Raw genomic sequence first — 25614 nt, forward strand, 5'->3', positions numbered from 1 at the left:
CGCACCGCGTGCGGCGAGCTCCGAATGGCTGCCGGCCAGCAGGTCCGAGGGCCCGATCGCGTTGCCGGCAAGCGACGACGACCCTGTGGCGCCCCACCGGCCCCAAGGAGCTGGATGTGGTTCGGGAGCTGAACTGGCGCGCCTGGCCGCCCCGGCTGCCCGGACCGGCGGCGAGAGCTCGTCCGGAAATGGTCCGGGACGAGGTCGTGGATCGGAGACCGCGTCAGCCCACCCGGAGACCGACCGCCAGCGTCAGTTCGAGAACCCGGTGCGGCGACCCGAGATCCGGAAACAGCTCCCGCAGCTGCGACATCCGGTACCGGACGGTCTGGGGGTGGACGAACAACGTCGCCGCCACCTCGTCCCGCCTGCCCTGGTGCAGCAGCCACGCCCGCAACGTCTCCTCGAGCCGCCGCGCGGTCGCGGCCGACAAGGTCCGCAACGGTGCGAGGGCTCGGACACGCAGGTCGGCGAACGCGTCCGCGTCGGCGCTCAGTACCAGCTCGGGCAGGTGGTCCTCAGTGTCGCGGATGTCGCAGGAGAGGGAGCGCGCTCGTACGGCTCGTGCGTACGAGGCGGACGCACGCGTCCACGGCCGGGCCGGGCCGACCACGGCGGTGCGGTCGGGCAGCTGCCTCAGGAGGTGCGCCCGGTCGGCATCGGGGACGAGCAGCACGCCGGAGGCGTCCGGAAGATCGTCGAGGACGAGGGTGCCCGGGTCGAGCGCGCGGTACGCCGGCCGGGCCTGGGCGGCGGGCAGCAGGACTGCGGTCAGCGAAGCCGGCGGCTGCCACGCGGCCCGCCCCGCAGCGGCAAGGAGCACGTCCGGGCTCGCGCCGGAGAGGAGGTCACGGGCCAGCTGTTCCAGGTGGCGCTCGTGGGCCCGGCCCCGCGCGGCCAGTTCGTCGGCGTGGCCCGCGGCGCTCGCGGCGGAGAGCTCGTCGATGTAGGCGAAGGTCAGCTCGGCGAACTTGGCCACCTGCGCGGCGGGCAGACCCGCGGGTACGGCTCCTGCGGCCAGGCCTCGCCAGGCCACGCGGGCGCCGACCCGGTAGGCGCTGAGCAAGGCGTCCATCGAACGGCCGTCGCGGACCTCGCCTCGGCCCAGTTCGTAGGCCGCGTCGCCGGCGTCGCCGCCCGTGGCGTTTCCGCTCGCGAGGTCGAGGTAGTGGCCCAGGGCGGTGCGGACGGCCCGGCGGATGGTGACGCCCATACGGCCCGAAAGCGCGTTCGCGTAGGACGGGACCTCGTCGATGATCGCCTGGACGACCTCGTCGGCGGTGGTCCTCAGCGCGGCCCGAAGCGCGGTGACTGTCGTCTCATCCAGGACCAGTTCGCTGGCCCTCCGGACTGCATGGCTCACGTTTTTGTTCCCTGCGAACAATTCGACCGATCAGATTCACGTCCTGCGGACAGGACTTTACCTCCCGAAGCGCATCAAGCTGGGGTCATGACGAGTGCAGCCGTCCGCAGTGGGGCGTGGAAACTGCTGGAGATGGTCACGACGCCGCTGCTGCCGTCGGACTACCTGGACCTGGTGAGCCCGCTGCGTGCGGGCGGCGACCTGCGGGGGCGCATCGAGGCCGTGCACCCCGAGACGGGTGACGCCGCGACCATCGTGATCAGGCCGGGACGGGGCTGGCGCGGCCACACAGCCGGTCAGTACGTGCGGATCGGGGTCGACGTCGACGGGGTGCGCCTGTGGCGTGCCTACTCGGTCACCTCGCCGACGAACCGTCCGGACGGCCGGATCACGATCACCGTGAAGGCGATCCCGGGCGGCAAGGTCAGCAGCCACCTGGTCCGCAGGGCGGAACCGGGCACGCTGATCCAGCTCGACCAGGCGACCGGTGACTTCGTGTTGCCGGAGGCCAGGCCCGCCAAGGTGCTCTACCTGACGGCCGGCAGCGGCATCACGCCGGTGATGGGCATGCTGCGCGACAGCGAGTTCGACGACGTCGTCATGGTCCACTCCGCACCGCGGCCGCACGACGTGATCTTCCGCAGCGAGCTGCACGACCTGGTCGCGGACAGGAAACTGCGTCTCACCGAGCTGCACACCGACACGGACGGCATGCTCGACATCGCCCGTCTGGGCGAACTCGTCCCCGACTGGGCCGAGCGCGAGACCTGGGCGTGCGGGCCCGCAGGCCTGCTCGATGCCGCCGAGGACCACTGGACGCAGCACGGCGTCCCGGAGCGCCTGCACACCGAACGTTTCCGCCCCGGCGTTGTCGTCGGCGGCGACGGTGGCCAGGTCAGGTTCAGTGCCTCCGGCAGGACCGTCGACGCGGACGGCGCCACGCCGTTGCTGGAAGTCGGCGAGGAGGCCGGCGTACTCATGCCGTCCGGGTGCCGCATGGGCATCTGCTTCGGCTGCGTCACACCGCTCACGGCGGGCGCCGTCCGCGACCTGCGCACCGGCGAGATCACCGAAGCCGAGCCGGGCGTCCTCATCCAGACCTGCGTGTCCGCCGCGGCGGGCCCCTGCGACATCGAACGGTAGGAGCACCTTGACCGCCATCGACCCCACCGCCCACCTGACCGCGGAGCAGATCGAGGAGCTCGGCCGCGAGCTGGATGCGATCCGCGACGAGGTGATCGCCGGCCGTGGCGAGAAGGACGCCGCCTACATCCGCAAGGTCATCTCGGCGCAGCGCAAACTCGAGCTGGTCAGCAGGGGCGTCCTGTTGTTCTCGATCTTCCCGCCCGCGTGGCTGATCGGCACCGCCGGCCTGTCCGTGGCGAAGATCATGGAGAACATGGAGATCGGCCACAACGTCCTGCACGGGCAGTGGGACTGGATGCGGGACCCGAAGATCCACTCCACCACCTGGGACTGGGATCACGTATCGCCGGCGGATCAGTGGAAGCACTCGCACAACGAGCTGCACCACACGTACACCAACGTGATCGGCAAGGACAACGACCTCGGCTACGGCATCATGCGCGTCGACGAGGACCAGAAATGGCGCCCGTTCCACCTCGGCCAGCCGCTGTGGAACTTCATCAACGCCTGCTTCTTCGAGTACGGCATCGCCGCCTACGACCTTGAACTCGGCAGGAATCTGCACAAGCGCCGCCGCAACAACCCGGAGTTCCGCGCGCGGGCCAGGGCCGTGGGCCGCAAGATCCGCAAGCAGGTGCTCAAGGACTACGTGATCCACCCGCTCCTCTCGGGCCCGTCGTTCCTCACCACGCTCGCCGCCACGTTCACCGCGAACCTGGTCCGCAACATCTGGTCCCACTCGGTCATCATGTGCGGGCACTTCCCCGAGGGCGTTCAGGTCTTCGAGCGCCGGTCGATCGAGGGCGAGACGCGCGGCCAGTGGTACCTGCGCCAGATGATGGGCTCGGCGAACATCAGCGGCAGCAAGGCCATGCACTTCATGACCGGCAACCTGTCGCACCAGATCGAGCACCACCTCTTCCCGGACCTGCCGAGCAACCGGTACGCCGAGGTCGCGGTGAAGGTGCGCGCCCTGTTCGAGAAGTACGAGCTGCAGTACGTCACCGGGCCGCTGCCCAAGCAGGTGTACTCCGCGTGGCGCAAGGTCTTCCGGCTCTCGCTGCCGAACAGGACGCCCAAGGCCACGACGTCGGACCGCGAGCAGGCGCTCGCCGCAGCCTGACTCCCGGTGGAACCGAGATCAAGAACCACGGTAGGTCCCGGAGCAGATCCCGCTCATGCCAACCGACACGTCACGGCAGGTCACCTCGTCATCGGTTCCTTGCGTGCCGGATCCTGTGACGCGTCGGCTGGTGGCGGGCTGAGTCTTTTCGACACGACATAGGCGACCACGACCGTGACGATGACGAGTGGCATGACGGTGAGGCCCTGCGATCCCAGCAGCAGGGTGGCCAACAGCACCGAGGTCAGCGGGAGCCCGAGCATGGTGACCGACATGCCTCCGATCCCCATCGCGAACGCGGGGGTGAGCTCCAGCCCAGGGAGGTGGGACAACGCGATTCCGCCCGTCGCCCCCAGGAACATCGCCGGGAAGATCGGGCCTCCTCTGAACGCGCTCAGTGAGGCGCAGTACGCCAGCCCCTTGCACGCGACGAGCAGGGTCAACGTACCGACGGAGTAGTCAGCGCTGTTCGCGAGCAGCGGGCCCATGGCGGCCTGCCCCGAGTACAGCACGTCGGTCGCGGCCTTCCCCGTGCCTTCGGCGAAGGCGATGGCGAGCCCCGCGACCGCCAGGCCCATCAACACGGTGGCCGTCACCCGGCGCCGCTCGACATGGGGCTGCGCCAGGAGGGCGAGCCGCCGGATGCCCGTGCCGACGAGGGCCGCCGCCAGTCCGATGACGAGTGCCCAGCCGAACTCGGCGACATCGGGCCTGTCGGCGTGCGGGACCTCCGGAAGCGCCAGCGAGTACGTGCCGAGACCGGTCCAGCTGTCCAGCCCGATGAAGACGAGCGAGCCGATGCCGGCGGCGAGCAGGCCAGGTACCAGCACGACCCCGAGCATCGGCCCGCCGATTCCCGAAGCCTCCATGAGGAGGAACGCCCCGGTGATGGGTGACCCGAGCAGGGTGCTCACCGCGGCGAAGCTTCCGGTGGCTCCGACGACGGCCCCGGCCTGCTCCGGCAGGTCCGGCTTGAGCAGGCGTACGAGCCAGATGGCTGCGCCGCTGCCGAGGGCGATGAGCGGTGCCTCGGGACCGAGTACGGCACCGAGGGCCAGCGTGGCCACGGCGGCGATGAAGATGCCGGGAAGCTCGCGCGGCTTCGGCGCGCCGGTCGTCGACAAGCCTTCGGCGGGCTTGTGGCCGGCGGTTCCCGGAAGGTACCGGATGCTCGCTCCGACCAGCAGGCCTGCGACGGCGAGCAGCGGCAGGGGCCACCAGGGAGGGGTGGACTGGAAGCCCAGCGTCCTGGGCAGGTCGGTGTAGGTCCACGGCTGGAGCTCGTTGACCAGGGCGAGGAAGCCGTACGCGGCTGCCGAGATCGGCACTCCGAGCGCCGCCGCCATGACCAGGAGCCCGACGTAACCCCGTGTCCTGACCAGGGCAAAGGAATCCGGCGCCGGCTCACCCGGTCCTCCGACAGGTCTGTCGGCCGACATGCGCATCAGCTCCTTGGCTCGACATTCATAGGGATCGCGGCAGTCCACCGGCGTCTTCCTGACGTGGTACCACGCGGCGGCCGCCGTACCGGGTGGGCTCACCGCCTCGGTGCGGTGATGGAGTGCTGGTCATTCAGGCGGACCAAGGTCCGCGTCGGGCGGCCGGCCCGATCGGGCCCGCACCGTCGGCGCCTTGTCGGAGCGGCGCAGCGGCAGAGCTCCCGTCATCGCCCGGTGCGACTCGCTCGCCAGGACGGGACGACACCGTCGGCTTAAGCTGGCCGAATGGTGCCTGGTCCACCTCGGTTGCCGTGTAACGGTGCCCGATCGTTGTCCGACGGCGCCGAAAGGGGCTCAGTATGGACGACTATCCCCTGATCGAGAACCACGGCCTGATCGGTGATCTGCAGACGGCGGCCCTCGTGACCACCGATGCGACGATCGACTGGTTCTGCTGTCCGCGCTTCGATTCGCCCAGCCTCTTCGGCGCTCTGCTCGACCGGCGGAAGGGTGGCCATTTCACCGTCAGGCCGGCCGCGGACACCTACACCACCAAACAGCTCTACCACCCGGACACGGCCGTTCTGGTGACGCGTTTCATGACCGAGGCCGGGGCCGGCGAGGTGGTCGACTTCATGCCGGTGACCGGCACGACGGCGACAGACCGGCACCGTCTGGTCCGCATGCTGCGCTGTGTGCGGGGCAGTATGACGTTCGAAGGGGAGATCGCTCCGCGCTTCGACTACGGGCGCAAGCCGCACAAGCTGCACATCACGGAGCACGGGGCCCTGTTCACCTCGGAGGACATGGACCTCGCCATCCACAGCGTCCGTGAGCCGCAGGACGAAAGGCTGCTGGACATCCTCTCGGGTGACAACGACCTCCGCTTCCGACTGACCCTGCAGGCGGGGCAGCAGCGCGGATTGGTCATGGAGTCGTCCCCCGCCGGGCCGCCGCGCGAAGTCCGCCTGGCGGAGTTCGATCAGCTGTTCGGCGAGACGGTCGGCTTCTGGCGCTCGTGGCTCGGTCAGTCCACCTACTCGGGTCGTTGGCGGGAGGCGGTGGAACGTTCCGCTGTGACGCTGAAGCTCATGACCTACGCGCCGACCGGCGCCCTGGTCGCCGCGCCCACCACGGGTCTGCCGGAGCAACTGGGTGGTGAGCGCAACTGGGACTACCGGTTCACCTGGATCCGTGACGCGTCGTTCTCGGTGTACGCCTTGCTGGGGCTGGGCTTCAAGGAGGAGGCGTCCGCGTTCATCGGCTGGCTGCACGACCGGGTGAAGGAAGAGGCGGCGGGCCGAGGAAGCGGCACTGGGCCTCTGAAGATCATGTACCGCGTCGACGGCACCTCCGACCTGGTAGAGGAGACCCTGGAACACTGGGAGGGGTACTGCGGCTCCGCCCCCGTCCGCATCGGCAACGGAGCGGCGACCCAGCTGCAACTGGACATCTACGGTGAGGCGCTCGACAGCATCTACTTCGCGCACCGCCACGGCATGCATCTGGACAACGGGGGCTGGAAGGCGCTGCACGTTCTGCTCGACTGGCTGGTCGACCACTGGGACCAGCCCGGAGAAGGGCTGTGGGAGACCCGCGGCGGCCGGAAGGACTTCACCTACGGCCGCGTGATGTCCTGGGTGGCCTTCGACCGTGCCCTGCGGATGGCCTACGAGGACGGCCGTCCCGCGGCCGGCGGTCGCTGGGTGGACGCGCGCGACGGGATCTACGCGCAGGTACTCAGCCGGGGCTGGGACCCGCGGAAGCAGGCCTTCGTGCAGCACTACGGTGATGATGTCCTCGACTCGTCGTTGCTGCGCATGCCGACGGTCGGTTTCATCACGCCGGACGATCCGACGTGGAAGTCCACCCTGGACGCGATGGAGCGTGAGCTCGTCAGTGACAGCCTGGTCTACCGCTACAACCCCGAGGCGTCACCCGACGGACTGCGCGGTGCCGAAGGAACCTTCTCCCTGTGCACGTTCATGTACGTCGACGCCCTCGCCCGGGCCGGGCGAATCGACATGGCCAGGCTGGTCCTGGAAAAGATGCTGTCGTACGCCAACCACCTCGGCCTGTACTCCGAGGAGATCGGCCTGACGGGGCGACAGCTGGGCAACTTTCCGCAGGCCTTCACTCACCTGGCCCTGATCGATGCGGCGATCACCCTGGACGCGAAGCTCAACGGGACGCCCGGGGGCGGGAGGTAGTCCCACGGAACCTGCGTCACGGGGTTCTTTCCTCGGATTCCAGGCGCGCGGAGGACCGGGCGGTCAGCCGTTCGGTGCCGCGCTCTCACCGTCCGTGCCGCTTCCTCTGCGCAGATCGGTGTCGGCGAGCTCTTCCAGTTCTTCGTGGGTGTCCAACCAGTAGAGGAAGACGACGGCCGGCACGACGAGCACCAGGGCCACCAGGGTGACGATCGCCAGCCACGTCAGGGTGGCGGGTGCGCCGGCGGCGTCGGCCACGGTCAGCGAGGTGGGGACGAGGTAAGGGCGCTGCGCCATGCCCCAGGCGATGACGGCGGACGCGACGACGCCGACCGCCGTGACGCGCACCCACGTGCCCGGCGTCCGCAGGAGCAGCCAGGCTGTCGCGAGCGCCGCCACCCCGGCCACGACGACGAAGAGCAGCCCCAGGCCGTGGCTGAGTCCGTGCCAGACGTAGGGGGAGTCCTCGTGGGTGACGAAGCCGGTGATCACCGACAGGACGGTGAGCGCGCCGAGCGTGCTCAGCGCCCGATGCCTGAAGTAGCCGACCAGATCCGGCGCGTCGAAGCGGCGGGCGTCGCCCGTGAGGAAGACCGCGCCGAGGAAGGCGGTGGTCGCGATGGCGACCAGCCCGAACATGATGGAGGTGGGGTTGGACCAGGCGTCAGCCGAGGCCGCGGTTCCGGGCGCCACTCGTCCCGACGCGACCCCGCCGACGGCGGCACCGAGGAAGAACGGCGTGACGACCGAGGACACGGCGAACACGGCACCGTACAGCCGCCGGCCCGCGAGCCGCCGGGACGGCTTGCGGAACGCGAAGCCGGCGCCGCGCAGCACCAGGCCCATGGAGGCCAGCGCCAGGGGGAGCCACATCGCGGAGAACACGGTCTGGAACAGGAGGGGGAAGCCGGTCCACATGATGACGAGAACGAAGATCAGCCAGACGTTGTTGACCTCCCACACGGGAGCCATGGCGTGGTCGATGAGCCATCGGGGCCGCCGGCCGCGCTCGGCTCCCCCGGCCGTCAGATCCCAGAAGCCGGCCCCGTAGTCCGTGCCGCCCGCGCAGGCGTACGCGGCCACGGCGAGGAGCAGCACCACGGCGATGAGGTCGGCGGTCATGGGTGGCCGTCCCCGGCCCGGGCGGCTCCGCCGTCGTAAGGGGCGTCACCCGCGGGGACGGGGGCCCGCGGCCCGTAGGGGGTGTCCGCCTCCGGTACCTGCGCAGTACCTCCCGCCGCCTGCTGTTCGTCGGCCAGCCGCCAGCGCGTGCGCATCTTGAGCAGGATGACGAGGAACGAGCCGAACAGGAAGACGTACACCGACATCACCACACCGAGCGTGATCCACAGGGTCGTGGAGCGGGTGGAGGTCACGGCCTCGGCGACCCGCATGTTCTGGTAGACGATCCAGGGCTGACGGCCCACCTCGGTGGCGATCCAACCCGACTCGACGGCCAGGACGGAGGCGACGCCCGCACAGGCAGCCGGGCCGTAGAACCACTTCGAGGCGGGAAGTCGACGGTGCCGCAGCCAGACCAGGCCGTACCAGAGGGCGAGCAGCACCAGGGCGGACCCGATCAGGACCATGAGGTCGAAGGCCCAGTGGGCGATGGTCGCCTGAGTGGCCGTCGGCCGCTGGTCCGCCGGGACGGAGGTCAGTCCCACCACCTCGGTGTCCGCGCTGAATCCGGCGAGGAACGAGTCGAGCAACGGGATCCTGATGCCGCCCTTGATGCTCCCGTCTTCCTGCAGACGCCCGAAGAGGTACTCCGGCACACGGGTGTCGGTCTGCCAGACGATCTCCATCGCGGCGAACTTCACCGGCTGCTTGTGGAACACCGACCGGGCGATGGAGTCGCCCAGGACGAACTGCACCGGTGTGGCCACCGCGGCGATCGTGAACGGAACGGCGAAACCGAGCCGGTGGTAGTGGTCCCGGCGGCCGCGCAGCCAGCCCACGGCGTAGACACCGGACACCACGAAACCCGCGGTGAGGATCATCCCCACGACGAAGTGCCAGTACTGCGGCCCGAACATCGGTGTGAAGATCGCCTTCCAGACGTTCACGTCGACCGGGTTTCCCCCGGAGTCGAGGGCGAAGCCCCGTGGCGTGTTCATCCAGGAGTTGGCGGCCAGGATCCCGAAAGCACCGAGAAGCGCGGCGAACGGCAAGGGCAGCCCCAGCAGGAAGTGCGTACGGGGCTTCAGCCGTCGCCACCCGTACAGATAGATGGCGATGAGCACCGCCTCCAGGAAGAACGCCCAGGCCTCGACGCCGAATCCGATGCCGAAGACATCACCCCACCTGCCCATCAGGCCGGGCCAGAGCAGGCCGAACTCGAAGGAGAGCACGGTGCCGGTGACGATGCCGACCGCGAACTGCACCGCCATGACGGCCGACCAGCGCCGCGCCAGGAGGAGTGCCGTGGCGTCCTTGCGGCGCAGCCCGCGGTAGTGCATGACCAGGGTGATGAAGGGGAAGGCCACGCCCAGGGGCACCAGGATGATGTGGGACGCCAGGGTGAAGGCCATGAGTTCCCGAGCCGGCAGCAGCTGGGCCGGGGCATCCGCCAGCAGGTGGAACGAGGTGGACATACGCGCCTTCGCTGATCGTGACGTACGGGAACAGGATCAGCCGCCGGTGGCGAAGCCCGGGAAGAGGGTCATCCCGCCGTCGACGTAGAGCGTGGCTCCCACCACGTAGTCCATGAGATCGGAGGAAAGGGCGACCACGGCGTTGGCGATGTCCTCGGGGTCGCCGATCCGGTCGTACGGGATCAGCCTCAGCAGGTCCTTTCGGGCCTCGGCCGTCTCCCAGGCGGCGCGGTTGATCGGCGTTCTGATCGCCCCCGGGGCGACGGCGTTGACCCGGATCCTCTCCGGCGCGAGCTCCTGGGCCAGGGTCTGCATCATCATCTGCACGCCCCCCTTGGAGGACGCGTAGTTGACGTGGCCCGACCAAGGGATGATCTGGTGCACCGAACTCATGCAGATGATCTTCCCGGCGGCGCGGGAGACCTCGGGTACCACGCCGCGGCGCCGGAACTCCTTGGCCGCCTCCCGGGCGCACAGGAACTGACCGGTGAGGTTGACGTCGATGACCTTCTGCCACTGGGCGAGGGTCATGTCGGTCAGCCGGGCGTCCCGCTGCAGTCCCGCGTTGGCGACCAGGATGTCGATGGTCCCGAACTCCTCGACCATCCGGTCCATCATGGCCGTGACCTGGTCCTCCCGCGACACGTCCGCCTCGTACGCCGCCGCGCGCACCCCGAGCGAAGCGATCTCCTTGACCACTTCCTCGGCCGCGTCACGGTCGGCCACGTAGTTCACGACCACGTCGGCGCCGGCTCGGCCCAGACCGATGGCCGTGGCCTTGCCGATGCCCGAATTGGCCCCGGTGACCAGTGCCTTCTGGCCCTGCAGCAGACGTGCGGGGATCACACCCTCCGGTGTCTCCACGGTGGAACCCATGTTGCCCTGCCTCCTCGCTGCGCGACCGGGCCCCGCCCGGCTGCCGTCCGGCGGGGCATGGCGGTCACGCAATCACCACCATCGGCGGGCGGCATGCGAGGAGAACCACTGTTGGGCCGTTGGGCCGATCATCTTCGTACGATCGGCCCAACGGATCCCGGATTCTCAGCTCAACCGAGCCAAGAGGTGGTCTCCGACGCGGAGGGCATTGGCGATGGCTGTCAATGACGGGTTGACCGCGCCGATGCTCGGGAAGAAGCTCGTGTCGACGACGTAGAGGTTGTCGAGGTCGTGTGCCTTGCAGTGGACGTCCAGCGCGGAGGCGGCGGGGTCGGTGCCGAAGCGTACGGTGCCCGCCTGGTGCGCTGTCGCACCGATCGGCATGCCCTTGTGCAGATAGATGCTGTGGGACAGCAGGTGGTGCTCGTGCATGCCCAGGTGGCCGAGCATGCCCTGCAGCTTGTGCCGCAGCCGCTTCAGGCCTTCGGTGTTGTTCTTCTCGTCGAGAGCGAGGTGGATGCGGGCGTCACCGTCGAGGGTGACCCGGTTGTCGGCCAGGGGCAGGTCTTCGCCGCACAGCCAGAAGTCGACGGCATGGTGTGCCAGCACCTCGAACGGCATGTCCGGTGTGACCGCACCGGCCCACCGCGGGGCCTCGCCGTGGATCTGCTCGGCGTCCGATTTGCCCAGCATCTGGATGCCGCCGAGCGGGTAGTCCCAGTCGTCCGCCCCCAGGTACCAGTCGTGCAGGGCCAGGGTCTTCTGGAACCGGGTGTCGTTGGGCTCCTTCGACACCGCCATCAGGGCCAGGTTGTTGTGCCGCATGTAGAAGCGGCCGACCACGTCCGAGCTGTTCGCGAGACCGTTCGGATGGTGCTCGTTCGCCGAGGCCAGGAGCAGCGCGGCGGAGTTGACCGCCCCGCAGGAGACGACGACCACGTCCGCTGTGAACCGGACCTCCGAGCCGTCGGGCAGTCGGCCGACGACCGCGCTGACAGTGCGGCCGCTCGCATCGGTCTCCAGGCGGACCACGTGTGTGTCCGTGACCATCTCGACGTTCGGATGCCGCAGGGCCGGTTCCACGCAGATGACCTCGGCGTCCGACTTGCCGCGTACCAGACACGGAAAGCCGTCCACCCGGTCGCACCGGATGCAGACACTGGAGTGGGTGGCCCGCCCGCCTGCCTCCTGGCTGAGATGGACACCGATCGGCAGATGGAAGGGGTGGAGGCCACGCTTCTCGAGGTCGTCGCTCAACTGCTGGATGCGCGGCTCGTGCTCCACGGGCGGATGGGCGTACTGGGCGCTCGCCGCGCCCTCGGTCGGATCCTCGCCGTGCCGCCCGTGCACGAGGTAGAGGTGCTCGGCCTGCGTGTAGTACGGCTCCAGATCCTCGTACCGGATCGGCCAGGCGGGGGAGAGGCCGCCGTGATGGCGGAGCTCGCCGAAGTCCTCGGGCCGCAGTCGGAAGAGGGCGGCCCCGTAGAACTTGGTGTTTCCGCCGACGTAGTAGTTGACCTCGGGAGGGAACTCGCTGCCGTCCTTGTCCAGCCAGAACTCCGGCGCCCGGTACTTGCCCTTGACGAACACGGCCGTCGAGTCCCAGTTGTCCCGCTCGCGCGGCAGGTAGCCGCCACGTTCGACGAGGAGTACGCGCTTGCCGGACGGGGCGAGCCGATGGGCGACGGTGCCACCGCCGGCGCCGGTACCGATGATGATGACGTCGTAATGAGGGGCGTCGCCCACGGCGACCACCGTCCTTGTGATCACGGCCTTGAACTGGGGGCGGGCGCTGTCTGCCCGCTGTGCGGGCAGCGCGTCCCACCCCTTCGAACGTATCCATCCTCCTTCCGGTCGGCGACCGGAAGGAGGGAGGCCGACCGGCCCCGTCGGTCACAGCACCGCGATGGGGTTCACCGGCGAGCCGGTGGCTCCGGGCAGCCGCAGTGGGGCGACCGTACACAGGAAACTCCATCGCCCCGCCCGCCCGCAGAGGCGGCGCAGGTCCTCGAACTGCAGGTAGTCCATCAGGGGGATGCCCAAGGCATGGACGGCCAGGACGTGCACGGGAAAGGAGATGCCCTGCACCGCGCTGGGCGCGGTGTCGTTGTTGCCGTCTCCGCCCAGGACCGAGACCTCGCGCTCGGCCAGGAACTGCACGGCGGTCGGATGAAGGCCGGCCCGCGCCGTGGCCGTGTTCCACGGCCCGAGTGCGGTGCGCCGAAGACGATGGCCCGTCCTGACGAAGAGCAGGTCTCCCGGTGCGACGCGGACTCCCTGCACGGCCTCGGCGGCCCTCAGGTCGCCCGAGGTCACATGGTCGCCCGGTTCCAGCCAGGGCACGCCACGCAGCCGCGGGACGTCCAGCAGTACGCCGCGACCGACGATGCCGTCCGCGGCCAGGTCGACGGAGAGGGCACGGGCACCCTCGGGCGTCACGCTGCTCGCAGGCACCCCGCCGTACAGCTCACCGTCGAGCAGCACGTGGCAGAGCGCGTCGAGATGGCTGTCCGCGTCCCCGTGCACGTTCATGGCGAAGCGGTCGGTGGCGAAGTGCAGCCCCTCCGCGGCGAGGTCGTCCGGAGCAGGCCCGGTCATCCGGTGCACCGCGGGCTCGGGGTCGTCGGGGCCCGGCACGGTCTCGATCGGAGCGGCCAGTGACACCGTGCGTCCGAGGCGGACCTCCGCAGCGGCCGCTGCCACCCGCTCGGGCGTCAGATGGCTGAGCGCGCCGCACCGGCCGTCCGCTGTCGGCTGGGCCGTCGCCCGGCTCCGAAGGTGCTCGTAGAGTGCGCGGAAAGCCTGGGCGGTCATCTCGGCTGCCACCGGCGGCTCCATGGGTGATGTCATGCATACCCCCAGGGGCTCAGACCCCAACGGAGCACGTGGGTCGCGCCCGGCTCCAGGACGGTGAGGTCCGTGCCACTGCGAAAGGCGTCCGGTGGACAGGACATCGCCTCCACGGCGACTCCGCGGCGCCGCCGTTCGGGGTCGGCCAGGGTGTCTCCCGTGTACACCTGGACACAGCGGGTTCCCTTGCCGAGCCAGAGATCCACCCCCCGCTCTCCGGAGGGGTGCGCCAGTCGCACGATCGCCCGCCCGTCAGAGCCGCGGTCAAGTCCGGTGAAGGCGGTGTCCAGTCGCAGATCGCCGATGGGGCGGGCGACGCGGAGGTCGTACGGGGTGCCGTGTACGGACTCCCGGCCGATGGGCAGGCCCCGGTCGTCGGTCTGCAACAGGTACCTGGCGGGAACGGTCAGCAGGGCGGTGTCGACGAGGTCGGTGCCGACCGTCAGATAGGGATGCTGCCCCACTCCGTAAGGTGCGGGCCGCTGACCGGTGTTGGTGGCGTGGACGGTGACGCCGAGCCCGCCCGGGCCCAGCCGGTACTCGACACCGACATCGAGGAGGAACGGATATCCGGGCTGGGGGCAGAGCGTCGTGCCGAGCATCACCGCGTCGTCGGTGCGGGCGAGCAGCTGCCACAGGGTCCAGCGGAGCAGTCCGTGGATCGCGTTGTTCCTCTCGACTTCGGTCACGGGGAGTTGGAGAATCCTGCCGTCGAAGCCGTAGCGTCCGTCGCCCACGCGGTTCGGCCAGGGGATGAGCAGTTGCCCCCTCCCGCCCGTGATGGCGGACCCGGCGGAGGGCCCGTCGAGCAGGGGTCGGCCCTTCACGGCGTCATCGCGCAGGGCACCGCCCAGCTGGACCACCACCGCACTCTGCTCTCCGCGGACCAACTGCCACGACTCACCCGTGGGGCTGCCGGGGGACGCGGAAGGACCGTCGTGCGCAACGGCTTGGACGGTCCGCTCCGTGTCCGATGCGGACGACCACTCACCGGAAGGGGATTCCGGGCGCATCAGCGAAAGCACCGCTGTGACGACGGCCTCCGGAGGCTGGTCGATCTCCACCACCAACGGGTGCTCGTCGGGCTCAGGCTCCTGGAGAACCGCGAGCTGGGTGTCCAACAGGTTCGTCGGGAAGAAGTGACCGTGCCGCCCGGCCAGCCGGGCCCCCAGCAGCTCGCGCGAGCCGTGCAGGTACACCAGAAGAACCTCGGGGCGCCCTTCCCGCAGCGTGTCCCGGTAGTCACGCTTGAGCGCGGAGCAGGTCACGACGGCCTGCCGACGGGCTGCGATCGCCCCGTCCATCCACGCGCCGATCGCTTCGAGCCACGGCGCCCGATCGCTGTCCGTGAGGGCATGGCCGGCGGCCATCTTGGCGCGATCGGCCTCGGAGTGGAACTCGTCTGCGTCCCGGTACTCCCACCCCAGCCGTGCGGCGAGGAGACGTCCCACGGTCGATTTGCCCGAGCCGGCGACGCCGACGACGAGCAACAGCCGCGGCAGCCCCCCGGCCGCTGTTCCGTGTTCCACGACAGTTCCTCCATGCCGTGTGCCCGCAGAGGTGTCTCCGTCCGGTGGACCAGACACCTCCCATGTGACCCCCGTTCGACCGCCGACGCATGTCGACCGGACCAGAATGCCCGTGTCACAGCCCTCCAGCGCGGCGGGAAGGCCGCCCCGCGCCGGACTGCCAGCGCATCATCGCCGCCGTGCGACAGGCCGCTGGACCGGTCACGGCCCGCGCGGGCATCTCGTAAACGCGACCCTCGCCAAACAGGGCGAACGAGAGGCGCCTGACGGGCGAAACACCAGGTCAGGCGCCTCTTTTCGTGCCCCTGGAAGAGCTGGTCCGGGTATGGCTCGGGATCTTGGTCGGCCTCGTCCCCAGCCCCGAAGAGCGACCGCCATGCGGAAGCAGTTCGCACCGAAGGGCGACAGCCGCTGAGCCCCGCCCCTCTTGTGGCCACGATGATCCGCGAGTTGTGATCCCTACACCCCCGCTCGCGCCGGACCACGCCGTCGACACCCCCGTCACTGACATGCACGACGGAACATCCCCGCTCGACCCGGGAGCGGACATGCCCGAGGCCCCGCGGGACGACTCTCCGCGGGGCCTCGGCGATCACCGGCTCAGATCACGAGCGGTGCCTCCGACCAGCGGCGCACCCGGTACGGCGCCCACCACAGGTGGTCGCCGAAGCGCAGGACGAGGGTCTCCGCCATGAGGTCGTCCAGGATCGGACGCCCGATCGCGTCGACGGTCGCGCCGTCGGTGAGGGCCGCGACGGCCTCGTGGTACTCCGGTTCGTCGATGGTGAAGCGGCGCAGCTCGCCGTACCGCCGGTCGCGGACCTGGATGAACCCGGGGCCGTACCGGAAGATGCACTTGCAGATGTAGTACGTGGTGCGCCAGGCGAGCGCCGTCGCCACCGGGTCCGCGGTGCCGAGGACGGCGGTCGGGGGGTGGAGGTGCCCGAAGTGGCGCCAGGCGTCCGGGTCGGAGCCGGTGTGGATCTGCCAGTCGACCGAGACGGCCAGGCTGGAGAGGTCGCCCACGAAGCTCAGCGCCCTGACCGTCCAGGCCGCGTCGGCGGTGTCCGTCAGGTCCACGGGGCGGGGCAGGGTGACGTGCCGGGCCCCGGCGGCGAACAGCCGCCGGGCGGCCTCGCCGCCGGACATGTCGATCTCGAAGCGGCCCAGGGACATGGCGGGCAGGGTGCCCACCTCGGGGTCGTAGTCCCGTGAGGCGGTCACGGTGAAGGGGGCGGTGCCGGTGAGAACAGGAGTCATCGTCGTCCCTCGGTCGGGCGGTCGGGCGGTCGCGCGGTCGTCAGACGGTCGTCGGGGCGAGTTCCGCCTCGCGGGCGGCGGTGTGCCGCATGAAGTCGATCCGCAGGAACTCCTCGTTCAGGGCCGGCGGCGCGATCTGCACGAACTGCCCGCTGTCCTCGAACACGATGCCGAGCTCCCGCCACCGCTTGAGGACTCCCAGCAGGGCGGCCTCGCCGAAGTGGTGGTCCGCCTCCAGCTTGCGCGCGGCCGCCTTCACCGTGTGCGGCTGGTCGAGCAGCCGGAACAGGGCCAGTTCGCCCGGGTCGGTCAGTTCCAGGCGCGTCCAGTCGAAGGCCCGTCGCCTGCTGACCAGGATGATGCGGTCCTCCAGGTCGCAGTGGGTGAGGCGGCTGCCGGCGTAGTTCCGCTTCCAGTGCCCGATGCCCTCGTCGAGCCGGGCGACGACGTCCTCGCCGATTCCCCGGGGCGGTACGTCGAAGACGTACGCCAGGTCGAACATCTCGGCGTCGGGGAGGTCGTAGGTGAGCCGGTACGGCTCGGCGGGGCGCAGCTCGGAGAAGCCGAGGCCGGGGTTGTCGAAGTACGGGCTGAACCGCTCGATCGCGATCCGGGAGGAGGGACCCACGGGCGGGTTCAGGTGTTCCAGCGCGGCGAGCTGGTCCACCACGTCGTCGTAGTCCTCGGTGTCCTCGCCCGGGAAGCCGTGCAGGTAGTTCCAGGCTACCGAGAGGCCGACGGTGGCCGCGTCGCGGAGCATCCGCACGTTCTGGCCGCCGGTCACACCCTTGTCCATCAGGGTCAGCACCCGGCTGTTGAGACTCTCGATGCCCGGCTGGACGAAGATCAGCCCCGCGTCCGCCAGGGTCTGGAGCTGTCCGCGCCGCATGTTGGACTTGATCTCGATGTGCATCCGCAGGTCGTACCCGCTGTCGATGATGCGGGGCAGCACCGACTTCACGTACCCCATGTCCAGGATGTTGTCCACGACGTACATGTCCAGGACCCGGTGCCTGCGCGCCAGTTCCATGATCTCGTCGTAGAACACGTCGGGGCTCTTGCTGCGGAACTCCATGAACGAGCCGTTCAGCCCGCAGAAGGTGCAGTGGTGCTTCTCGCCCCACCAGCAGCCCCGCGCGCCCTCGACGACCAGCTTCGGCTCGACCCAGTTCCGGGCGTGGGAGGAGGCGAGCCGCTCGAAGTACCCGGCGTAGTCCGGCGGCAGGATGGCGGCGGGCGGCAGCGGCTTGGTGTTCATGGCGTTCACCACGGAGGTGCCGTCCGTGTCGCGCCAGCACAGCCCGGGGATCTCCGACAGCGGCTCACCGGCGTCCAGGGCTCTGACCAGCGCGGGGAACGACACCTCGCCCTCGCCGCGCAGCACATGGTCGACGAAGGGGAAGTTGCGGTGGACGGCCTCGCCCTGCTTGCCGTCGCAGTTGGCGCCGCCCATGGCCGTCACGATGTGCGGGGCGAGCCGCTTGACGTACTTGGCGGCCGCCAGGGCCGCCGTGTTCTGCTGGAACGTCGAGGTGAACCCGACGACGTCCGGGGCGAGTTCCACGATGCGTTCCGCGATGTGCCGGACGAAGTCGGGCGCGGTGACGTGCAGTGCCTGCGTCATCTCCATGCGGGCCCCGCGCACCCGGTTGGCCATCGCCTCGGTGAACTCGGGTACACGCCATTCGGGATCGTCGTAGAGCGCGGAGGAGAAGACCCAGTCGCCGCATCCCAGGAAATAGGAGCCGAGGGCGTAGTAGGAGTAGTCCTCCAAAGTGAATTCCGTGTTCTTGGTGATCCAGTCGACGTATTCAATATTCGCGTGCAGAACGTCCGCCGTGGCGTTCGGCACGCGCTCGTCGACACTGCGCTTGAGAATTCCGAGAGCCAGCGACGGGAGATCGATCGGGGCCCAGGGCATGTTCACCAGGAGTACGCGCACGGCTCGCCTCTTCTCATGTGATCAGTGCACGGAACGACGTGTCGGTCGGGCATCGGCCGGGAAGTCGTCGGGCGCCGGGCAGGGCGCCCGACGACCTCCGTGACCGGACGCCGGCCGGGAGTCCGGCCGGGATTCCGTCCGGATGGGGGCCGGCCGCGCACGGATGCGGACCGGCCCCTGGGGCCTCGCGTGCGGATCCTGGCGGGCTCGCGTGCCCTGATCCGGACGAAAGGCCCTGGCCGCTACTTGTCCTCGTCCTCCATCTCCTCCGCGGAGCGGAGGTAGACGACGACGCCGACGCCGGGCTTGCGGCTCTCCTCGTCGCCGTCGAGCGGGTCTCCGTGGATGATGTCCTTCTGCATGATGTTCACCTCCTCTCCGGGGGTGGGAGCGGCTCGGCCTGATCGGGCGCGGAAGGCAGCCCGCCGCCGAGAAACTGGAGGGACCGCCGTATGACGGCCAGGTGCTCGGCTCCGTCGTAGCCGTCGTGGCCCGAGTCCAGCCACATCACCTCGTGGGGGACACCGCCCGCGCGCAGCACGGCCAGGTACGCCTCGATCTGCTCCGGCGGGCACTTGGCGTCCCGTCGCGCGGCGACGACCAGCAGCGGGGAGCGGATCGCGGCGGCGTACGAGGACGGGGAGGCGTGCGCGTAGGCGTCGGGCACCTCGTTCGGAGTGCCGCCGAACAGCGAGGTGTCCAGCGCCTGGAGGGCGGGCGTGGAGTGCCGGAAGGCGGTGGCGCAGTCGGCGAGCGGCTTGACGGCCACCCCGACGTCCCACAGATCGGGGCGGGCGCCCATGGCCAGCAGCGTCAGATAGCCGCCCCACGAGGTGCCGCACAGGCCCACGGCGCCGGCTCGGCCGATGCCCCGGTCCAGCAGGTCGGCGCGGGCCCGCACCAGGTCGGCGACCTGCGTGTGGCCGACGCCCTCGGACCAGGCGGAGCGCCAGCGCGGCCCGTAGCCGGTCGAGCCCCGGTAGTTGACGCGGGCCACGGCGTACCCCGAGCCGACGAGGGCCTGCACCATCGGGTCGTAGGCGTCGCGGTCGTGGTCGGCCGGGCCGCCGTGCACGAGCAGCACCAGCGGGTGCGGCGCGGGGCGGTCCGAGGGCGTGGTGACGAAGGTGTGCACGGGCCCGTCGGGCCCCGGGGTCCACAGGTCCCGGCGGTGGCCGAACCGGGGGAGGCGCCACTCGCTCTGCCCCGGCAGCGACGCACCCGACAGGGACATCGCGCGGGGCACGTTCACCGCGTCGGTCCAGATGAGGTGCACGTCGCCGTCGGCGGCGGGCGACGCGGCCAGGATGCTGCCCTCGGGGGTGGGCACCCGGGTCAGCTCGCCGCGGTCCAAGTCGGCGGTGAACAGCCTGCTGCGGCCGTGCCGGTCCTGTCGCAGCAGGACCCGCGCGCTCCCCGGGCCGGGGTACCAGCGGGCGGTCGTCTCGGTGTCGAAGGAGCACCAGGGCAGCAGCTCCAGTCCGCCGCCCGGGGTCCAGACCCCCAGGTGGTAGCGGCCGGCCCGTTCGCGCATGACCAGCAGCAGCGTGCGGCCGGACGTACCTCCGAGGCCGGAGGCCGACGCGGCAGCGGGCGCGAAGCCGAGCGCCCAGGTGCGTTCCGCGGTGCCGGAGAGCACCGCGGCGGTGGCACCGTCCGGGGTCAGCAGCGTCACGGCTCGGGCGGAGTGCGCGGGCCCGGACACCGCCAGCAGTCCGCCGTCCGGCGCCAGATCGCACAGGGTGGCGGAGTCCGTCGTGCGCAGGACGGGGGTGCCCCTGCCGCCGCGCCGGCCCAGGTGCACGCTGAATCCCTCGGCGCCGCGGATCCCGACGGCCACCGTGCCGCGTTCCGTCAGCGCCAGCCCGGCGGGCCGCCCGGCCGGCACCCCGGCCAGCGCCGTACGGTCCGGGCCGCCGTCGAAGTCCTGGGTGCGCCAGGCGCCGCTGCCGCCGCGGTCCTCGTCGAACCACCACACGGCCTCGTCGCCGTCGATGTCGCACAGCAGCGTGCCGTGCGGACGGTCCGTCAACTGCCGTCCGCTGCCGCTGGACCGGTCCCAGGTGAAGATCTCGCACCGGCCGTCGGCGTCCCCCGTGTACACCATCCGATCCGGGTTGCGGGGGCTTGTCACCGGCAGCACCGGGCGGTAGACGCCGTAGGTGCGGGTCGCTGTTCTCGGCGCGGGCGGTGTCACGGCGCCTCCCGGACGACGAGTGCGGACCTGGCCGTCGCGTACAGGGCCAGCCCGGCGAACGCGCCGGCGCAGCCCAGCGCCACCGAGCGGCCCCCGTACGCAGCCACCAGCACCCCGGCCAGCACCGGGGCGAGCACGGCGACGCCCTGTCCTGCGGTGCCCAGCACCGTGCCCATCCGGGCCAGCAGACGGTCGGGGGTCACCAGCACCGCCCGGGTCTGGAGCACGACCGCCACCGACGGCACGATCAGCGACACCCCGCTCAGCAGCAGCCCGTAGGCCCAGGTCTGGGAGGCGAAGGCGAGCCCGGCCGCCGTCGGCACCATGGCCCACGAGGCGCCCGTGACGATCCGGGTGGCCGGCACCCGTCGCACCAGCCACGGTGCGGCGAGTGCGCCCAGCAGCCCGCCGACGCCCGCGAGGGTGAGGATGAGACCGATCGAGGAAGGCCTCGCGCCCTCGGCGTGCGAGGCGAAGACCGCGTGGAAGTACAGCGCTCCCAGCAGGGCGTTGATCCCGGCCGTCCACACGACCACGAAGCGCAGGAACGGCTCCGCCCACACGAAGCGCAGGCCCTCGGCGAGCTCACGGGTGAAGGACGCCGCGGGCCCCTCCCGTTCGGGCGTCAGGTCCGCGCGGATCGCCCGGCTCAGCACGGCCACCAGCAGGAACGACACCGCGTCCGCGAGCAGCGGCACCCACCGCGCCATCTGGTAGAGCACACCGCCCAGCGTCGGCCCGACGATCTGCACCGCCTGGTCCCGCGCCTGGAGGTACCCGATCGCCCGGGAGTACTCCTCGGGGGGCACGAGCCGCCGGATCATCCCGGAGGCGGCCGCCCCGTAGGTGGCGCTCGCCGCCTGCTCGACGACGGCCGCGACGAGGATGTGGACGAGGACGACATGGCCGAGTGCCACCGCCACGAACACCGTGCCCGTGGCGCCCGCGGCGACCAGGGCCGCCGCGTACATCATCGGCTTGCGCGGCAACCGGTCGGCGAACACGCCCGCGATCGGCGAGACGACGAGCCCGCTGACCAGGGCCACCGAGGCGACGAGGCCGGCGAGCCCGGACGAGTATCCGGCGCCCAGGAGGATCAGCGGAAGGAAGAGCGACGACGCACAGGTCCCGAGACCGTCGATGGCGCCCGCCGCCCAGAAGAGCGAGAAATCCCGTCTTCGGAAAGGAGAAGAAAGCGAGTCTTTCGATAATCGCTCGTCTTCTGTTAATTCAGGGCCGGAAGGCGCGGATTTCCCCTCGACCTCGCCCATCAAGAATCCCGCTCGGGGAGTAATTCTGACGCTGACGCACCCACATCGCCCCCTGCAATGAGCGGACTTACGGCCGGTGAGGGTTGCGATCGTAGCGAAGGGATTCTCGTGGCACAATACCGTCCCTGGAATGGCGTTTTCGATCAAGAAAGGCCCCGCCAATGCCCGGTGACAGGTGTCTGGTGCTGCCGTGCCGCGTCGCCCGGCCGGAAATTCCGGAACGGGCGCGAGCGTGTGAGCGGCGGCCGCGCTGCGGTCGCCCGCCGGCACGTTCCGGCGGGCACCGGCCGCTGCTCCCGCGGGTGATCGCGCCTGGCCGGATGCCCCTGGCCGCCGCCGCGTGGGGGTCCGTACCCACCCGCGGCGTCCACCGCGGACGGGGCCGCCCGCGCCTCACGGAGTAACGGAGTCCCCTTCCGTTTGCGCGGGACCCCGGTCGGCACCGAGACGGAGCGGGTGGTGCACGGGCCGTGGCCGGTCCGGGCCGGTGGGGTGCGGCTCGGCGTTGCCCGGGCGTCCCGCTCCCCGGACGCCTTCGCCGGCGGTGCGGGGCAGATGGATCGCGACTTGCGGCAGCTGCGCAGCAGGCTGGGGAGCGGCCCTCATCTGGAGGCGTTCTTCGGCTGCCTGTACTACGCGGCTATGCGGCCGGCAGAGGTCATACGCCTCCGGCGGGAGCAGTGCCATCTGCCCGAGGCGGGGTGGGGCAGGCTCAACCTGACGGGTGGTGTCGTCACCGCAGGCAAGGGACGGACAGACGACGGCGCGGTGCACTACGTGCACTCGCTCAAGCGTCGCGCGGCGGTTCCTGGACGGCGTGCGAGAGCGGGCCAACCGCCTCATCGAGCAGTCCATGGAGGAGTGGGACTCGTTGTGGTGTGAGAGAGGCGTCCGACGGGGGAAAGTGCAGGTCAGACGCCTCTCTTCGTGCCCCTAGAAGAACCCGAGCTTCTTTGGCGAGTAGCTCACCAGCAGGTTCTTCGTCTGCTGGTAGTGGTCCAGCATCATGCGGTGGGTCTCGCGGCCGATGCCCGACTGCTTGTAGCCGCCGAAGGCCGCGTGGGCCGGGTAGGCGTGGTAGCAGTTCGTCCAGACGCGGCCCGCCTGGATCGCGCGGCCCGCGCGGTAGGCGGTGTTCGTGTCGCGGGTCCAGACGCCGGCCCCGAGGCCGTACAGCGTGTCGTTGGCCGTGCGGATCGCGTCGTCGAAGTCGGTGAAGGAGGTCACCGCCACCACCGGGCCGAAGATCTCCTCCTGGAAGATCCGCATGCGGTTGTCGCCCTCGAAGATGGTGGGCTGTACGTAGTAGCCGCCGGCCAGCTCGCCGCCGTGCTCCACGATCTGGCCGCCCGTCAGGATCTTCGCCCCTTCCTTCTGGCCGATCTCCAGGTACGAGACGATCTTGCGGAGCTGGTCGGCGGAGGCCTGTGCGCCGATCATGGTGTCCGTGTCCAGGGGGTGGCCCGGGACGATCTTCTCCGTGCGGGCGACCGCCGCCTCCAGGAAGTCGGCGTAGTGGCCGCGCTGGACCAGGGCCCGCGACGGGCAGGTGCAGACCTCGCCCTGGTTGAGGGCGAACATCGTGAAGCCTTCGAGCGCCTTGTCGCGGAAGTCGTCGTCCGCCGCCCACACGTCGTCGAAGAAGATGTTGGGGGACTTGCCCCCGAGTTCCAGGGTGACCGGCTTCAGGTTCTCGGAGGCGTACCCCATGATGAGGCGGCCCGTCGTCGTCTCGCCGGTGAACGCGATCTTCGCGACGCGCGGGCTGGACGCCAGCGGCTTGCCGGCCTCCTCACCGAAGCCGTTGACGACGTTCAGGACGCCCGGCGGCAGCAGGTCCGCGACCAGGCTCAGCCAGAAGTGCACGGAGGCCGGGGTCTGTTCGGCCGGCTTGAGCACCACCGCGTTGCCCGCGGCCAGCGCCGGGGCGAGCTTCCACACCGCCATCAGGATCGGGAAGTTCCACGGGATGATCTGCGCGACCACGCCCAGCGGCTCGTGGAAGTGGTACGCGACGGTGTCGTCGTCGATCTCGCTCAGCGCGCCCTCCTGGGCCCGCAGCGCCCCCGCGAAGTAGCGGAAGTGGTCGATCGCCAGCGGGATGTCGGCGGCCAGCGTCTCCCTGACCGGCTTGCCGTTGTCCCAGGTCTCGGCGACCGCGAGCGCCTCCAGGTTGCGCTCCATGCGGTCCGCGATGCGCAGCAGCACGCCCGCCCGCTCCGCCGGTGCCGTCCGCCCCCACGCCGGGGCCGCCGCGTGCGCCGCGTCCAGGGCGCGCTCCACGTCCTCGGCGGTGCCCCGCGCGACCTCCGTGAAGGGGCGGCCGTCGACCGGACTGGGGTTCTCGAAGTAGCGGCCGGCCGCCGGGGCGACGTACTCGCCGCCGATCCAGTGGTCGTAGCGGGCCTGGTACGACATGAGCGCGCCCTCGGTACCGGGTGCGGCGTAACGGGTCATCGGCGTGGCCTCCCTGGAGCGCGCCGGCCGTCCCTGGCCGGCGCTCACGCCCGAGTGTGGCGAGCCGTACGTTGCAAGTCCGTTGCACCGGAGGACAGTTCCGCCTCCAGGGTGTCCAGCCTCGCCCGTACCGGAGGAAGCCGGGCCGCCGGCACCGCCGCGCACAGCGCCCGCCACACCACCACGTCGTCCTCGCCCCACGCGCTGTACGCCCAGTCCGCGAGCAGCCCCGGGTCGGCACGGTCCACGAGCGCCGCCCGGAGCCGGTCCGCGAGCCGCTCCCGCAGCCGTACGACCCCGGGCGCCGCCGACGCCGGCAGCAGCGGGCCCGTGTATTCCCCGGCCGCAGCCGCGACGGCCCCCGAGGCGAGCCGCCGCTCGACCGTCGCGAAGTCCGCGTCCACCAACCCGGCGAGCCGGTACGGCCGCGACCGCAGCACGTCCGGCCCCAGCAGCGCCCGAAGCCGCGACAGCTCCGCGCGCAGCGTCACCGGGGTCACGGACTCGTCCTCGTACAGAAGGGTGAGGAGCTCGTCGCCTCCCACCCCGTCCGGGCGGTGCGCGAGGACCACCAGGATCTCGCTGTGACGGCGGCTCAGCCGCAGCCTCCGCCCGCCCACCGACAGCACCGCCTCGTCCCGGCCCAGCGCCGACAGCCTCAGACGCCCCGGTTCCGGGGCGGGACCGAGCAGGGCCAGCTGCGACTCGGCCGCCCGCGCCACCGCCTGCACGAAGCCGAGGCTGTGCGGGTGCGCGAGCCGCTCCCCGCCCGTGATGTCCACGGCGCCGAGCAGCCGCCCGCTGCGCGGATCGTGCACCGGAGCCGCGGCGCACGTCCACGCCCGCACCGAACGCCGGAAGTGCTCCGCCGAGACCACCTGCACCGGACGGTCGACCGCCAGGGCGGTGCCCGGCGCGTTCGTACCCGCCGCCGCTTCCGACCAGCGGGCCCCGGCCACGAAGTTCATCGCCCGCGCCTTGCGCAGGGTGCCCGGGTGGCCCTCGACCCAGAGCATCCGCCCGGCGGCGTCGCACACCGCGAGGAGGTGCTCCCCGTCCGTGGCGTACGCGCCCATCAGCTCCCGGATCACCGGCATCGCCGGGGCGAGGGCATGAGCCTCCCGGTACGAGGCGAGCTCGCCCCCGTCCAGTTCCACCCGCGCCGCCCCGTCGGGGCTCACGCGCGCGCGTACCGACCTGCGCCAGGACGCGGCCACCAGCGGCCGGGCCGCCGTGCCCGGATCGACGTCCCAACCCGGATCCCAGGCGCGTGCCCGCCCCGTTCCCGGCTCCCCGGCCATCACCCACGCATCGCTCAACTCGGCCTCCTCGTCGAGGTCGTCCCGGCCCGTCG

General features: G+C 70.8%; 17 protein-coding genes. 3 read left to right on the plus strand and 14 right to left on the minus strand.

Annotated elements, in window-relative coordinates; translation table 11 throughout:
- Nucleotides 1-223 precede the first annotated feature (223 nt).
- Nucleotides 224-1363: a PucR family transcriptional regulator gene (locus ABTY59_RS14410; RefSeq protein WP_352019244.1), complete on the minus strand. Its 1140-nt coding sequence runs from the start codon at nt 1361-1363 to the stop codon at nt 224-226.
- Between the two features lie 87 nt (nt 1364-1450).
- Here ABTY59_RS14410 and ABTY59_RS14415 point away from each other — a divergent pair, with 87 nt between their 5' ends.
- Both ABTY59_RS14415 and ABTY59_RS14420 read left to right on the plus strand, forming a co-directional pair.
- Complete coding sequence (locus ABTY59_RS14415) at nt 1451-2506, plus strand: ferredoxin reductase (protein WP_352019245.1); 1056 nt, start codon at nt 1451-1453, stop codon at nt 2504-2506.
- Nucleotides 2507-2513: 7 nt separating this feature from the next.
- Nucleotides 2514-3632: a fatty acid desaturase family protein gene (locus ABTY59_RS14420; RefSeq protein ID WP_352019246.1), complete on the plus strand. Its 1119-nt coding sequence runs from the start codon at nt 2514-2516 to the stop codon at nt 3630-3632.
- A gap of 80 nt (nt 3633-3712) precedes the next feature.
- On the opposite strand, the gene ABTY59_RS14425 is transcribed toward ABTY59_RS14420, so the two are convergent.
- Nucleotides 3713-5071, minus strand: a complete 1359-nt coding sequence (locus ABTY59_RS14425) for a chloride channel protein (RefSeq protein WP_352019247.1) — start codon at nt 5069-5071, stop codon at nt 3713-3715.
- A 326-nt stretch (nt 5072-5397) separates the two neighbouring features.
- Here ABTY59_RS14425 and ABTY59_RS14430 point away from each other — a divergent pair, with 326 nt between their 5' ends.
- Nucleotides 5398-7281: a glycoside hydrolase family 15 protein gene (locus ABTY59_RS14430; RefSeq protein ID WP_352019587.1), complete on the plus strand. Its 1884-nt coding sequence runs from the start codon at nt 5398-5400 to the stop codon at nt 7279-7281.
- 63 nt (nt 7282-7344) lie between these two features.
- On the opposite strand, the gene ABTY59_RS14435 is transcribed toward ABTY59_RS14430, so the two are convergent.
- From ABTY59_RS14435 to ABTY59_RS14495, 12 genes are all read right to left on the minus strand, one after another.
- Nucleotides 7345-8403, minus strand: coding sequence for a cytochrome d ubiquinol oxidase subunit II (locus ABTY59_RS14435; protein ID WP_352019248.1), 1059 nt, complete (start codon nt 8401-8403; stop codon nt 7345-7347).
- A complete protein-coding gene (locus ABTY59_RS14440) occupies nt 8400-9878 on the minus strand; it encodes a cytochrome ubiquinol oxidase subunit I (protein ID WP_352019249.1) in 1479 nt (492 codons plus the stop codon). Before ABTY59_RS14440 ends, ABTY59_RS14435 begins: the two co-directional genes overlap by 4 nt.
- A 36-nt stretch (nt 9879-9914) precedes the next feature.
- Nucleotides 9915-10754 (minus strand): SDR family oxidoreductase, encoded by an 840-nt coding sequence (locus tag ABTY59_RS14445; RefSeq protein WP_352019250.1) that lies wholly within the window; start codon nt 10752-10754, stop codon nt 9915-9917.
- A 165-nt stretch (nt 10755-10919) separates the two neighbouring features.
- Nucleotides 10920-12500 carry a GMC oxidoreductase gene (locus ABTY59_RS14450; protein ID WP_352019251.1) on the minus strand — a complete coding sequence of 527 codons (1581 nt, stop codon included), beginning with the start codon at nt 12498-12500 and terminating at the stop codon, nt 10920-10922.
- Nucleotides 12501-12647: 147 nt separating this feature from the next.
- A complete protein-coding gene (locus ABTY59_RS14455; protein WP_352019588.1) occupies nt 12648-13568 on the minus strand; it encodes a cyclase family protein in 921 nt (306 codons plus the stop codon).
- A 32-nt stretch (nt 13569-13600) separates the two neighbouring features.
- Nucleotides 13601-15133 carry a gluconokinase, GntK/IdnK-type gene (locus ABTY59_RS14460; RefSeq protein WP_352019252.1) on the minus strand — a complete coding sequence of 511 codons (1533 nt, stop codon included), beginning with the start codon at nt 15131-15133 and terminating at the stop codon, nt 13601-13603.
- Between the two features lie 600 nt (nt 15134-15733).
- Nucleotides 15734-16393 (minus strand): DUF5825 family protein, encoded by a 660-nt coding sequence (locus ABTY59_RS14465; RefSeq protein ID WP_352019253.1) that lies wholly within the window; start codon nt 16391-16393, stop codon nt 15734-15736.
- Between the two features lie 40 nt (nt 16394-16433).
- Nucleotides 16434-18335 (minus strand): RiPP maturation radical SAM C-methyltransferase, encoded by a 1902-nt coding sequence (locus ABTY59_RS14470; protein ID WP_352019254.1) that lies wholly within the window; start codon nt 18333-18335, stop codon nt 16434-16436.
- Nucleotides 18336-18702: 367 nt separating this feature from the next.
- Complete coding sequence (locus ABTY59_RS14475; RefSeq protein WP_352019255.1) at nt 18703-20532, minus strand: S9 family peptidase; 1830 nt, start codon at nt 20530-20532, stop codon at nt 18703-18705.
- On the minus strand, nt 20529-21803 hold the full coding sequence (locus ABTY59_RS14480) for an MFS transporter (protein WP_352019256.1): 1275 nt from the start codon (nt 21801-21803) through the stop codon (nt 20529-20531). The genes ABTY59_RS14475 and ABTY59_RS14480 overlap by 4 nt, the downstream gene beginning before the upstream one ends.
- Nucleotides 21804-22736: 933 nt before the next feature.
- Nucleotides 22737-24260, minus strand: a complete 1524-nt coding sequence (gene exaC / locus ABTY59_RS14490) for an acetaldehyde dehydrogenase ExaC (protein WP_352019257.1) — start codon at nt 24258-24260, stop codon at nt 22737-22739.
- A 44-nt stretch (nt 24261-24304) separates the two neighbouring features.
- The gene (locus ABTY59_RS14495) at nt 24305-25579 is read right to left on the minus strand and encodes a GAF domain-containing protein (RefSeq protein WP_502995373.1); all 1275 of its coding nucleotides are present in this window, start codon (nt 25577-25579) and stop codon (nt 24305-24307) included.
- Nucleotides 25580-25614: the final 35 nt, after the last annotated feature.

The sequence above is a fragment of the Streptomyces sp. NPDC096079 genome (assembly GCF_040303145.1).
In the GTDB taxonomy this organism is placed as follows: Bacteria; Actinomycetota; Actinomycetes; order Streptomycetales; family Streptomycetaceae; genus Streptomyces.

Coding starts and splice junctions, on each gene's coding strand:
- ABTY59_RS14415 (WP_352019245.1), top strand. CDS start 1,451: ATGACGAGTGCAGCCGTCCGCAGTGGGGCGTGGAAACTGCTGGAGATG.
- ABTY59_RS14425 (WP_352019247.1), bottom strand. CDS start 5,071: ATGTCGGCCGACAGACCTGTCGGAGGACCGGGTGAGCCGGCGCCGGAT.
- ABTY59_RS14435 (WP_352019248.1), bottom strand. CDS start 8,403: ATGACCGCCGACCTCATCGCCGTGGTGCTGCTCCTCGCCGTGGCCGCG.
- ABTY59_RS14440 (WP_352019249.1), bottom strand. CDS start 9,878: ATGTCCACCTCGTTCCACCTGCTGGCGGATGCCCCGGCCCAGCTGCTG.
- ABTY59_RS14445 (WP_352019250.1), bottom strand. CDS start 10,754: ATGGGTTCCACCGTGGAGACACCGGAGGGTGTGATCCCCGCACGTCTG.
- ABTY59_RS14455 (WP_352019588.1), bottom strand. CDS start 13,568: ATGACCGCCCAGGCTTTCCGCGCACTCTACGAGCACCTTCGGAGCCGG.
- ABTY59_RS14465 (WP_352019253.1), bottom strand. CDS start 16,393: ATGACTCCTGTTCTCACCGGCACCGCCCCCTTCACCGTGACCGCCTCA.
- ABTY59_RS14480 (WP_352019256.1), bottom strand. CDS start 21,803: ATGGGCGAGGTCGAGGGGAAATCCGCGCCTTCCGGCCCTGAATTAACA.
- exaC (WP_352019257.1), bottom strand. CDS start 24,260: ATGACCCGTTACGCCGCACCCGGTACCGAGGGCGCGCTCATGTCGTAC.